Below are 12203 nucleotides of genomic sequence, written 5' to 3'. Positions count from 1 at the left end.
GGTCAAGCCTTGTTGATCATGGACCGGGCGATCACGACCCGCATGATCTCGTTCGTGCCCTCGAGGATCTGGTGGACCCGGAGGTCGCGGACGATCTTCTCGATGCCGTACTCGGCGAGATAACCGTAACCCCCGTGCAGTTGCAGAGCCTCGTTGGCCGCGGCGAATCCCGCGTCGGTGGCGAAACGCTTCGCCATCGCACACAGCTCGACCGCATCGGAAGCCCCCCGGTCCAGGGCGTCGGCGGCCCGCCAGAGCAAGCTTCGCGCCGCCTCCAGCTCGGTCCGCATGTCGGCCAGCCGGAACTGCAGCGCCGGATTGTCGATCAGCGCGCCACCGAATGCGTGCCGGCCGGACAAATAGGGCAGCGTGGCATCGAGCGCGGCCTGGCCGCCGCCGACCGAACAGGCGGCGATGTTGAGCCGACCGCCGTTCAGGCCCTGCATCGCGATCCCGAATCCACCGCCCTCGCCGCCGAGCAGGTTCTCGGCCGGTACGCGGGCATCGTCCATGATCACCTGCCGCGTCGGCTGGGAGTTCCAGCCCATCTTCCGTTCCTCGGCGCCGAAGCCGAGTCCCGGCGTACCCGACGAAACGACGAAGGCGGAGATCCCGCGGGCACCCGCCTCGCCGGTCCGGGCCATCACCACATAGACCTCCGAGGTGCCGGCACCGGAGATGAACTGCTTGACCCCGTTCAGGACGTAGTGATCACCGTCGCGGCGTGCGGTGGTGGCGAGCGCCGCGGCGTCGGAGCCCGCACCGGGTTCGCTGAGGCAGTAGCTGGCCAGTTGTTCCATCGAGCACAGGCCCGGCACCCAGGCCTTGCGCTGTTCGTCGTTGCCGAACCGATCGATCATCCAGGCGGCCATGTTGTGGATGGACAGGTACGCCGCGACCGACGGATCGCCCTTGGCCAGCTCCTCGAAGATGCGTACCGAATCCAGCCGCCGCAGGCCGGAGCCGCCGACATCCTCGCCGACATAGACCCCACCGAGCCCGAGCGCGGCCGCCTCGCGCAACACGTCGACCGGGAAGTGCTTGGCCTGGTCCCACTCGACCGCATGCGGTGCCAGCCGTTCGGCGGCGAACTCGCGCGCGGTGTCGCGGATCGCCCGATCCTCCTCGGTCAGCTCGAACATGATCAGTCCATCGTCGGGATGACGAAGTGGTCCGCGTTCTCCTTCATGCCGGACGGCCAGCGCTGGGTGACGGTCTTGGTCTTGGTGTAGAAGCGCACCGAGTCCGGGCCGTGCTGGTTCAGGTCGCCGAAGCCGGACCGCTTCCAGCCGCCGAAGGTGTGGTAGGCGATCGGCACCGGGATCGGCACGTTCACGCCGACCATGCCCACATTGACCCGGTTGGTGAAGTCGCGCGCGGTGTCGCCGTCGCGGGTGAAGATCGCGACACCGTTGCCGTACTCGTGTTCGGTGGGCAGGCGTACCGCCTCCTCGTAGTCGGCGGCGCGGACCACGCTCAGTACCGGTCCGAAGATCTCCTCGCGATAGATCTTCATCTCGGGGGTGACCTTGTCGAACAGGGTGGGCCCGGTGAAGAAGCCGTCCTCGTGCCCGTCCAGGGAGAAGCCGCGGCCGTCGACCGCCAGCTCGGCGCCCTCCTCGACGCCGGAGGCGATGTAGTCCTCGACGCGCTGCTTGGCCTGCGCCGTGACCAGCGGCCCGAAGTCGGCCTTCTCGTCGTCGCTGCGACCGATCCGCAGGTTCGCGATCCGCTCCTTCAGTCGCGGCACCAGGGCCTCCGCGGCCTCCTCGCCGACCGGCACGGCGACGGAGATCGCCATGCAGCGCTCGCCGGCCGAACCGTACCCGGCGCCGATCAGCGCATCCGCGACGGCGTCCATGTCGGCGTCGGGCATCACGATCGCGTGGTTCTTGGCGCCGCCGAAGCACTGCGCCCGCTTGCCGTGGGCGGTCGCGGTCTCGTAGATGTACTGCGCGATCGGCGTCGATCCGACGAACCCGACGGCGGCGATGCGCGGGTCGGTGAGCAGGGTGTCGACGGCGCCCTTGTCGCCGTTGATCACGTTGAACACGCCCTTGGGCAGGCCGGCCTCGATGAACAGCTCCGCGAGTCGCAGCGGCACCGAGGGGTCGCGCTCGGACGGCTTGAGCACGAAGGCATTGCCGCAGGCGATCGCGGGCCCGGCCTTCCACAGCGGGATCATCGCGGGGAAGTTGAACGGGGTGATCCCGGCCACGACGCCGAGCGGCTGGCGCATCGAGTAGACATCGATGCCGGTGCCGGCCGACTCGGTGTACTCGCCCTTCAACAGGTGCGGGATGCCGATCGCGAACTCGATCACCTCCAGCCCGCGCTGGATGTCGCCCTTGGCGTCGGGAATGGTCTTGCCGTGCTCGGCCGAGAGCATCGCGGCAAGATCATCCATCTGGTCGTTGACGAGCTGCAGGAAACGCATCAGCACGCGTGCCCGCTTCTGCGGGTTGGTCGCCGCCCATGCCGGCTGGGCCTGTTCGGCGCTGGCGATCGCGGCCTCGACCTCGGCGGAGTCGGCGAGCGGTACGCGGGCTTGGACGGCGCCGGTATTGGGATCGAAGACGTCGGCGAAGCGCCCCGAGCTGCCCGGGACGGGCGCGCCGTCGACGAAGTGGGTGAGTTCTCGAACGTCCATGTCCGATGCCGTCCTTGCCTGTCGGGGTGCGCCCTGGTCGGGAAGCGTGGAAGTGCGGCCATCGTATTACTAGGAAGTCCACGTACCTGCGGTGGGGGCGGGTACGTGGCCCGACCCGTCGGGCCGATCAGCCGATGTTGATCATGCCGTCCGCCTCCGAGGTCGGCAGCTCGGCCAGCGGCTGCTCAGCCGGACCCTCGACGACGGCGCCGTCGGTGATCGAGAAGACCGAGAAGTGGCACGGGCAGACGATTCCCTCGGCGCTGACCTCGCCGACCTCGCAGCCCTGATGGGTGCAGACGGGGGAGAAGGCCTTGAACTGGCCGGCCTCGGGCTGGGTGACGACCGCGACCCCGGGCAGGACGACGCCCCCGGCGACCGGGACGTCCTCGGCCCGGATGCCGGCGCCGCTCGCTCCGCTGTCGACCGGCGGCGACCCCGGGGTCGCCGGCTGTCGCTGTTCGGGCTCCTGCTCGGCCGGCGCGCAGGCGGTCGCGGCCAGTGCTCCGCCCGCGGCGATCGGCCCGCCGAGCGCCAGCACCCTGCGACGGTCGGTCGTCGGTGGTTCGTCCGACGGGAGGGATGCGCCTGCGGCTCGGGTCGTGGGCTCCGTCATCTGAACGCCTTTCCATTCGGCGAGGTCGGGTGCGGCACATGTTAGGTGGCCGCCTTCGGGGCCGTGGACGCGCGAGCGAGACGCCGTCTCTCATGTCGGACACCGGTGTCAAAGTAAATAAAATCAGTTGAGATAGACCACATGAACCTGAGGCGGCACCGATGAATGACCTGAACGCGACCGGCAGCCCGGCCCGTGGCCCGCTGCTGGGCCTGACGCTGGACGGATTCGGCACGCACCCCGAGGCCTGGCGGGCGACGCCCGGCGACCCGCGCCGGGTCTGGCGGGCGGACTTCGCGCTCGATCTCGTGCAGCGGGCCGAGGCGGCAGGGATCGACTTCGTGCTCTTCGGCGACGAGAACCGGACCGACGCGTCGCGTGGGCGCCTCGACCCGATCGTCCTCGCCGCGCGGATCGCACCGGTCACCACCGCGATCGGGCTCGTCGCGGAGACGGCGGTGAGCCATCGGGAGCCGTTCCACGTGGCGAAGGCGCTGGCCACGTTGGACCACATCTCGCGCGGCCGCGCCGGCTGGTCGGTCCAGGTCGACACGAGTGCCGCCGGGGCCGCGCGCGTCGGCCACCGGCCAGCGCCGACCGCCGCCGAGGCGGGGCGCGAGGCCCGCGAGGTGGTCGAGGTCGTCCGTGCCCTGTGGGACTCCTGGGAGGACGATGCGGTGATCCGGGACCGCCCGACCGGCCGGTTCGTCGATCGCGACAAGCTGCACTACGTCGACTTCACGGGCGAGTTCTTCACCGTCAGGGGTCCGCTGATCACGCCCCGGCCACCGCAGGGCAACCCGCCGGTGCTGGTGCGCTCCGGCGTACCCGATCCCGCCGCCGAGCTGGCCGATGTGGTGACCGGCGATACCGGCCCGGCCGGCGCGCCGCGGCTGGCAGAACTCGAGGTGACGGTCGACGTGCGGGGCTCGCGGGCTCGCGCCCGGGCAGCGGAGCTGGCCGCGGCGTCCGCCGACGAGGCCGCCCCCGCCGACCGACCGCGCTTCGTCGGGTCCGCCGCGGACCTCGCGACGCGGATCGGCGAACTGGCCGGCGACTTCGATGGCGTCCTGCTCCGGCCCGCCGTGACCGCGCTCGACGTGCCGGTGATCACCGGCGTGGTCGTGCCCGACCTGATCGAGCGCGGCGTCCTGCACCGTACCGCGCCGGACCGGTTGCGCAACCGGTTCGGTCTGCCCGCCGCCGCCAACCGTTACGCGGCCTGACGCCGCCCGGCCACGACCCGCCCCGACCGACAGGAGACGATCATGACCGAGCCGACGACGCGCCGCGAGGTACGCCTCGCGGCGCACTTCCCGGGGGTCAACCACCACACCGTGTGGTCGCACCCCGATGCCGGCAGCAACATCGACTTCGCCTCGTTCCGGCACCTCGCCCAGACCGCCGAGCGCGGCCTGTTCGACTTCTTCTTCCTCGCCGAGGGCCTGCGGCTGCGCGAGCGCAAGGGCCTGATCCACGACCTGGACGTCGTCGGCCGGCCGGACACCATCCCGGTGCTGGCCGCGCTCGCCGCGGTGACCGAGCGGCTGGGGCTGATCGGCACCATCAACGCCACCTTCAACGAGCCCGACCAACTCGCCAAGGAGTTCGCCAGCCTCGACCTGCTCAGCGACGGCCGGGCCGGCTGGAACGTGGTGACCTCCTCCGACGCCTTCACCGGCGAGAACTTCCGCCGCGGCGGCTATCTCGACGCCGCCGATCGCTACGTCCGCGCCGCCGACCTGGTCGCCGCCGCCCGCCAGCTCTGGGACAGTTGGGACGACGACCCGATCGACCCGTTCGGCAAGGCGCTGCTGCGCGAGGGCGCCGTGCGCGACTTCTCGCGTACCTCCGAACAGTTCGACATCGCCGGCACCTTCGGCACGCCCCGCCCGGCCCAGGGCCACCCGGTCATCCTGCAGGCCGGCGACTCCGCCGACGGCCGCGACTTCGGCGCCCGGACGGCGGACGCGATCTTCGCGCGCTGGTGGGAGACGCCGGAGAAGCGTCGCGAGTCGTTCGCCGACTTCAAGCGCCGCGCGGCCTCCTTCGGTCGCGGCCCGGACGAGTTGTTGATCTTCCCCGGCGTCAGCTTCGCCCTCGGCGACACCGAGGAGGAGGCGCGCGAGAACGATCGGGAGATCCGGCGCGGCCAGATCACCCCGCAGACCGCGATCGCCCTGCTCGAACACGTCTGGAACCGCGACCTGTCCTGCTACGACCCGGACGGTCCGCTGCCCGACATCGAGCCGGACCGCTCCGAGAAGGCGATCGTCAAGGGCCAGTCCCGGCGCAACGACGCGCCCGACCTCGCCGACCGCTACCGCGCGATCGCCGCCGAGAAGAACCTCAGCATCCGCGAGTTGATCATCGAGGTGCAGGCCAGCCGGACCTTCGTCGGTACGCCGAAGACGGTCGCGCGGGCCCTCGCCGATGCCGTCGACAACGGCGAGGCCGACGGCTACATCCTGGTGCCGCACCTGATCCCCGCCGGGCTGGACGAGTTCGTCGACTCGGTGGTGCCGGAGCTGCAGGACCTCGGCGTCTATCGCACCGAGTATCCGGGGGAGACGCTGCGGGAGAACCTGGGGCTGCGCCCCGCCGGCGCCCAGCCGGTCGCCGATCCCGCCTCGCACCGGGTGGCATCGTGACCGCCCGCAGGTACGCCCGCCTCGGGCTGGCGGCCCTCGGGGCAGGACTGGCGCTCGCGCTCACCGCCTGCGGGGGCGCGGGCGGCAATCCCGCCGGGGACACGCCCTCGGAGTTCCGGTTCGCGCTCGCTTCGGACCCCGGCTGCCTGAACCCGCGGGTGGCGGGCAACAACGACGCGGCGTACCCGTCGCGACAGTTGGTCGACTCGCTGACCGACCAGGATCCCGAGACGGGCGAGATCGTTCCCTGGCTGGCCGAATCGTTCACCCAGTCCGACGACGCCAAGGAGTTCACGTTCAAGCTCCGGCCGGGGGTGACCTATTCCGACGGCACGCCGGTCGACGCCCGGTCGGTCAAGGACAACTTCGACGAGGTGATCCGCAACGGCGCCAGCCAGGGCACGTCGCTGCAGTTCCTCAGCGGGTACGCCGGCACCGACGTGGTCGACGAGCTGACGGCGCGGGTCCGGTTCCGCGAGCCGAATGCGCAGTTCCTGCAGGCCTCGGCCAGCCACTTCCTCGGCCTGCTCGCGAAGTCCTCGCTGGACACCGACCCGGCCGACCGGTGCGCGGGCAATCTGGTCGGCAGCGGCCCCTTCGTGCTGGAGTCGTACGCGGCGAACAGCGAGGTGGTGGAGACCCGCCGCGCCGACTATGACTGGGGCTCCTCGCTGTGGGCCCGCAAGGGCGCGGCGGCCAGCGACCGGCTGATCTTCCCGATCATCGCCGAGTCCGGGGTCCGGTCCGGCTCGCTGCGCTCCGGCCAGGTCGACGCGATCGGCGGCGTCGCGGCGCAGGACGAGCAGGCCCTGTCCGCCGCCGGTTTCACGCTGCAGTCGCGGCCCAATCCGGGCGTGGTCTTCGGCCTGCGGTTCAACGTGAAGCGCCCGATCACCTCCGACGTGCGGGTCCGCCGGGCCTTCGCCAGGGCGATCGACGCCGGTGCGATCACCTCGGCGGTGCTCAGCCCGAGCTTCCGCGCCGCGAGCAGCCCGATCGCTGCGAACACCCCCGGCTGGGTGGACCTGTCCGAGCAGTTGCGGCCCGACCCGGCCGCCGCGGCGGCCCTGCTGGACGAGGCGGGCTGGCGTACCGGTCCGGACGGCATCCGCGTGAAGGACGGCGAACGGCTGCACCTGGTTGCCTACTGGGGCACCAACTTCAACCCGAACCAGGCGGCGCTGGAGCTGCAGCAACAACAACTGCGCGCCGTGGGCATCGAACTGGAGCTGCGGCAGACCCAGATCGGCAAGCTCAACGAAACCCTCAGCACAGGTGACTTCGACCTGGCCTGGGGCAACTCGACCCGCCCCGATCCCGACATCCTGCGCAACATCTACTGGCAGGACGGAGTGGCGCCCTACGGCATCGAGGACAAGGAGTTGATCAAGGAGTTCACCGCGCTGCAGCGGACCACCGACCGGGCGGCCCGGCTGCGGCATGCCGAGAACGCCCAGCGGATCATCATCGAGCAGGCCTACACCGCGCCGGTGTTCGAGTTGACCACCGTGCTGGGGCTGTCGAAACAGGCCCGCGACGTCCGGTTCGACTCCTACTCCCGGCTGCAGTTGCACGCCGCCCGGGTGGAGTGATCATGGTTCGTCATCTCGCGCTGCGGATCGTCCAGGCACTCGGCGTGCTGTGGGCCGCGTACACGGTCGCGTTCCTGGTCTTGTACGCCCTGCCGGGTGACCCGGCCGCCCTGGTCGCGGCCGGCGGAGACCCGAGCGCATCCACCGCCACTCCCGAACAGATCGCCGAGCTGCGGGCGCGCTACGGCTGGGACCAGCCGGTGCCCGTGCAGTACCTGAACCATCTGGGCGCGCTCGCCCGCGGCGACCTCGGCAGCTCGCCGCGGACCGGCTCGGTGGCCGCCTCGATCGGGCAGGCGATCTGGCCGACCGCACAGATCGCGCTGCTCGCCACCGGGCTGAGCCTGCTCGGCGGCGGGGCGCTGGCGCTCGCCGCGACCCGCTTCCGCGTCGGTCCGGTACGCCAACTGCTGCTCGCCCTGCCGCCGCTCGGGGTCTCGGTGCCGAGCTTCTGGCTGGCGCTGATGCTGCTGCAGGTGTTCTCGTTCGGGCTCGGCTGGTTCCCGGCGTTCGGCAACGACGGCGCCGCCAGCCTGGTGCTGCCCGCGATCACCCTGGCGACGCTCGGCTCCGCGACCGTCGCGCAGGTCTACACCCGCAGCCTGGACGCCGAGGCGGCGCAGCCCTACGCCGAGACGGCGCTCACCAAGGGCGCCGGACCGGCGCGGGTGCTGTGGCACATCGGGCGCAACGCGGCGCTGCCCGCGCTCGCCGTCGCGGGCGTACTCGCCGGCCAGTTCCTGGGCGGCGCGGTGGTCACCGAGACGGTCTTCTCGCGGACCGGGCTGGGCCAGCTCACCGCGATGGCCGTCGCCACCCAGGACATCCCGCTCACGCTCGGGATCGTCGTGCTCGGCGCGGCCACGGTGGTCGTCGTGACGCTGCTCGTCGACCTGGTCCAGCCGCTGCTCGACCCGCGGTTGAGCCTCGCCCCGGTGCCGGGAGGCCGCTCGTGACCATCCTCGATCAACGCCTCACCGCGGCCGCCCCGGCAGCCGCCCGGGTCCGCGCCGCGCGCGTCCGGCGCAGGCTGCGGGTACGCCCGACCGTCGTCCTCGCGATCGCCTGGCTCGCCGTCGTGCTGCTCGCCGCGCTCGCGCCGGGGCTGATCGCGCCCGGCGACCCGTACGCGGCCAACGGGGCCGACTCCCTGCTCGGCCCGAGCCCCGCGCACCCGTTCGGCACCGACCAGATCGGCCGCGATCTGCTCACCCGCGTCGTGCACGGCACCGGCCTGTCGGTGCAGGCGACCCTGGTCGCGGTCGGCTTCGGCCTGGTGGCGGGCGGGCTGCTCGGGCTGCTGGCCGGCACCGTCGGCGGCTGGCTCGACCAGCTCGCGATGCGCTTCGTGGACGTGCTGATGGCGTTCCCGGCGCTGCTGTTGTCGCTGGCCTTCATCACCGCGCTCGGCTTCGGCACCCTGAACGTGGCGATCGCCGTCGGCGCGGGCAGCATCGCCGCCTCGGCGCGGGTGATGCGCGCCCAGGTGATGCGGGTGCGGCTGAGTCCCTTCGTCGAGGCCGCCGCCACCTCCGGCGCGCGCCGCCTGACGATCCTGCGGCGGCACGTGCTGCCGCACGCGATCGGGCCGGTGCTGGTCCTCGCCGTGCTCGACTTCGGCACCGCGATGCTCGCCGTCTCCTCGCTCAGCTTCCTCGGCTTCGGCGCCCAGCCGCCGACCCCGGAGTGGGGCTCGCTGGTCGCCGGCGGGCGCAGCTTCCTGGGCAGCGCCTGGTGGCTGAGCACGCTGCCGGGCCTGGTCGTGGTCGCCACCGTGCTGTCGGCGAACCGGCTCGCCCGCGCCCTGGAGGGGAATCGCCGATGACCGACGCGCTGCTTTCGATCAAGGATCTCCGGATCGGCTACCGGCTGGCGGATGCGCTCGCCCCGGCGGTGCGCGGGGTCGGCCTCGACGTGCGCCGCGGCGAGTGCGTCGCCGTGGTCGGCGAGTCCGGCTCCGGCAAGTCGAGCACCGCGCACGCCCTGCTCGGCGTACTGCCCGACAACGCCGAGGTCTCCGGCAGCGCGCGGCTCGGCGACGTCGAGCTGATCGGCGCGCGGCCGCGGGTCCTGCGCGCGGTACGCGGGCGCCGGATCGGCTTTGTCCCGCAGGATCCGATGAGCGCGCTCAACCCCGTGCAGCGGATCGGCGATCAGGTCGCGGAGGTGCTGCGCATCCACCGGCTCGCCGACCGGCGTACCGCCCGGCTGCGGGCGATCGAGGCGCTGGAGCGGGCCGGGCTGGACCGGCCGGCGCAGCGCGCGCGGCAGTTCCCGCACCAGCTCTCCGGCGGGATGCGCCAGCGCGCGCTGATCGCCCTGGCGACCGTCGCCGACCCGGCGCTGATCGTCGCCGACGAACCGACCTCGGCGCTCGACGTCACGGTGCAGCGCACCATTCTCGACCGGCTGGCCGAGCTGAGCAGCGCATCGGGGGCGGGCGTGTTGTTGATCACCCACGACCTGGGCGTCGCCGCCGAGCGGGCCGACCGGCTGGTCGTGATGCGCGGCGGCACCGTGGTCGAGGCCGGCTCCGTGTCCGATCTGATCGATCGGCCGCGGGAGGGCTACACCCGCGAGCTGCTCGGTGCCGCCCCGCGGCTGGACACCCCGCCGCTGGTCGGCGCCCGGCCCGAGCCGTCCCGGCCGCTGCTGGAGCTGCGCGGCGTGGATGTCTCCTTCCGGCTGCCGCGCGCGGCCGGGGCGGACCGCACCGTGGCAGCCGTGTCCGGCGTCGACCTCACCGTCGAGCGCGGCGAGACGGTCGGCCTGGTGGGGGAGTCCGGCTCGGGCAAGACCACCACGGCCCGGGTCGCGCTCGGGCTCGTCCGACCGGACGCCGGCGAGGCCAGCTTCGACCAGACTCCGCTGTCCGGGCTGCGCGGCGAGGCGCTGCGGCTGCTGCGCCGCCGGATCCAGGTCGTGCAGCAGAATCCGTACGCCTCGCTCAACCCGCGCTGGACGCTGACGGAGATCATCTCCGAGCCGCTCGCCGCGTTCGGGATCGGCGACCGCGCCGCCCGCGCGACCCGCGTCGCCGAGTTGCTGGACCGCGTCGGCCTGCCGACCAGCTATGCCGGGCGTCTGCCGCGCGAGCTGTCCGGCGGGCAGCGGCAGCGGGTGTCGATCGCCCGCGCGCTCGCGCCGCAGCCGGACCTGATCGTCTGCGACGAGCCGGTCTCCGCGCTCGACGTGTCCGTGCAGGCCAGGATCCTGCGGCTGCTGGTCGATCTGCAGGCGGAGTTCGGGCAGGGCTATCTGTTCATCTCCCACGACCTCGCCGTCGTCCGCCAGATCGCGCACCGCACCGCCGTGCTGTCTGCCGGGCGGATCGTCGAGGTCGGACCCACCGACGAGGTGCTGGCCCGGCCGCGCCACGACTACACCCGCACCCTGCTGGCCGCCGTACCCGGCGCCCGGGAACCCGAGAGGAGCCCCGCATGAGCAACAACGAGCCGGTCGCGGCGTCGCCCGGCGCGCCCGTCGTGCCGCTGTCGGTGCTCGACCTCGTGCCGATCACCGAGGGTGGCGATGCGCGGCGGGCGGTGGCGGAGACGATCGACCTGGCGCGGCGTACCGAGCAGGCGGGCTATGCCCGCTACTGGGTCGCCGAGCATCACCTCAACCCCGGTGTCGCCGGCTCGTCCCCGGCCGTCGTGCTGGCGCTGCTCGCCGCGCACACCTCCCGGATCCGGCTCGGATCGGGGGCGGTGCTGGCCGGCAATCAGTCCGCGCTCGCGCTGGTCGAGCAGTTCGGGTTGCTGGACGCCGCCGCTCCCGGCCGGATCGACCTCGGCCTCGGGCGCTCGGCAAGCCGCGGTCCCGCCGAGCAGAACGGTGCGGACAAGAACGGCGCCGACAAGGGAGGCCTCGACAAGGGTGGCGCGGACGAGTCCGCCGCACCGAAGCGCCCGGACCGCGCGCCGAACGGGCTGCCGCTGCCGCCCGGCCCGCCCGGGCTGTTCGCCCGGCTCGGCTCCCGGCCGCGGGTGGCCGCCCAGGGTGACCTGCTGCGCGGCGGCCGCGAGGCCCAGCCCTACGGCGAACAGCTCGAGGACCTCCTCGCGCTGCTCGAGGATCGTTACGCCGACCGCGAGGGCGGACTGCTCGCCGCCACCCCGCACGCCGGGCCGGACCAGGAGATCTGGGTGATGGGCAGCAGCGGCGGCGAGAGCGCGCAACTGGCCGGCGCGCTGGGCCTCGCCTTCGGCGCCAACTATCACGTCACGCCCGGCAACGTGCTGGAGGCCGTCGAGGCGTACCGCGCCGCGTTCCGGCCCTCCCCGCGCAACGCGGCGCCGCGGGTCGCCGTGTCCGCCGACGTGGTCGTCGCCGAGACGCCGGAGCGCGCCGCCGAGCTGGCCCGCGGCTTCGGGCACTGGGTGCGCAGCATCCGCTGCGGTGACGGCGCCATCGCCTACCCGTCGCCGGAACGGGCCGCCGAGTTGCCGTGGACCGCCGAGGACGACGCGCTGGTCGCCGACCGGATCGCGTCCCGCTTCGTGGGTACGCCGGAACAGGTCACCGCGGGGTTGCGGCTGCTCGCCGAGGCGACGGGCGCCGACGACCTGGTGATCACCACGATCACCCATGATCACGAGGCCCGGGTGCGCTCCTACGAGCTGCTCTCCGAGCACTGGGCGCGGCACGGTACGCCTGTCCTCGCGGCGGCGGGACAGCCATGATCAACACGC

General features: G+C 72.6%; 10 protein-coding genes. 7 read left to right on the top strand and 3 right to left on the bottom strand.

Going from position 1 to position 12203, the window contains the following annotated elements; genetic code table 11:
• Nucleotides 1-2: 2 nt before the first annotated feature.
• The 3 genes from ACXDC7_RS13905 to ACXDC7_RS13895 form a co-directional block, all read right to left on the bottom strand.
• Nucleotides 3-1142 (bottom strand): acyl-CoA dehydrogenase family protein, encoded by a 1140-nt coding sequence (locus tag ACXDC7_RS13905; protein ID WP_179445871.1) that lies wholly within the window; start codon nucleotides 1140-1142, stop codon nucleotides 3-5.
• Between the two features lie 2 nt (nucleotides 1143-1144).
• The gene (locus ACXDC7_RS13900; protein ID WP_179445872.1) at nucleotides 1145-2650 is read right to left on the bottom strand and encodes a CoA-acylating methylmalonate-semialdehyde dehydrogenase; all 1506 of its coding nucleotides are present in this window, start codon (nucleotides 2648-2650) and stop codon (nucleotides 1145-1147) included.
• A 127-nt stretch (nucleotides 2651-2777) separates the two neighbouring features.
• A complete protein-coding gene (locus ACXDC7_RS13895; RefSeq protein ID WP_459222472.1) occupies nucleotides 2778-3266 on the bottom strand; it encodes a Rieske (2Fe-2S) protein in 489 nt (162 codons plus the stop codon).
• 161 nt (nucleotides 3267-3427) lie between these two features.
• On the opposite strand from ACXDC7_RS13895, the gene ACXDC7_RS13890 reads away from it, so the two are divergent.
• Genes ACXDC7_RS13890 through ACXDC7_RS13860 form a run of 7 tightly spaced genes read left to right on the top strand, consistent with a single transcriptional unit; the run spans nucleotide 3428 to nucleotide 12194 of the window.
• Nucleotides 3428-4492: an LLM class flavin-dependent oxidoreductase gene (locus ACXDC7_RS13890; protein WP_459222471.1), complete on the top strand. Its 1065-nt coding sequence runs from the start codon at nucleotides 3428-3430 to the stop codon at nucleotides 4490-4492.
• Between the two features lie 42 nt (nucleotides 4493-4534).
• Complete coding sequence (locus tag ACXDC7_RS13885) at nucleotides 4535-5917, top strand: NtaA/DmoA family FMN-dependent monooxygenase (RefSeq protein ID WP_459222470.1); 1383 nt, start codon at nucleotides 4535-4537, stop codon at nucleotides 5915-5917.
• A complete protein-coding gene (locus ACXDC7_RS13880) occupies nucleotides 5914-7509 on the top strand; it encodes an ABC transporter substrate-binding protein (RefSeq protein WP_459222469.1) in 1596 nt (531 codons plus the stop codon). The genes ACXDC7_RS13885 and ACXDC7_RS13880 overlap by 4 nt, the downstream gene beginning before the upstream one ends.
• Nucleotides 7510-7511: 2 nt before the next feature.
• Nucleotides 7512-8465, top strand: a complete 954-nt coding sequence (locus ACXDC7_RS13875; RefSeq protein WP_459222468.1) for an ABC transporter permease — start codon at nucleotides 7512-7514, stop codon at nucleotides 8463-8465.
• Nucleotides 8462-9334 carry an ABC transporter permease subunit gene (locus ACXDC7_RS13870; protein ID WP_179445877.1) on the top strand — a complete coding sequence of 291 codons (873 nt, stop codon included), beginning with the start codon at nucleotides 8462-8464 and terminating at the stop codon, nucleotides 9332-9334. Before ACXDC7_RS13875 ends, ACXDC7_RS13870 begins: the two co-directional genes overlap by 4 nt.
• Nucleotides 9331-10953, top strand: coding sequence for a dipeptide ABC transporter ATP-binding protein (locus ACXDC7_RS13865; protein ID WP_459222467.1), 1623 nt, complete (start codon nucleotides 9331-9333; stop codon nucleotides 10951-10953). The genes ACXDC7_RS13870 and ACXDC7_RS13865 overlap by 4 nt, the downstream gene beginning before the upstream one ends.
• On the top strand, nucleotides 10950-12194 hold the full coding sequence (locus ACXDC7_RS13860; protein WP_459222466.1) for an LLM class flavin-dependent oxidoreductase: 1245 nt from the start codon (nucleotides 10950-10952) through the stop codon (nucleotides 12192-12194). The genes ACXDC7_RS13865 and ACXDC7_RS13860 overlap by 4 nt, the downstream gene beginning before the upstream one ends.
• Nucleotides 12195-12203 lie beyond the last annotated feature (9 nt).

Source organism: Naumannella huperziae (assembly GCF_054073625.1).
This window is presented reverse-complemented; position numbering and strand designations above follow the sequence as displayed.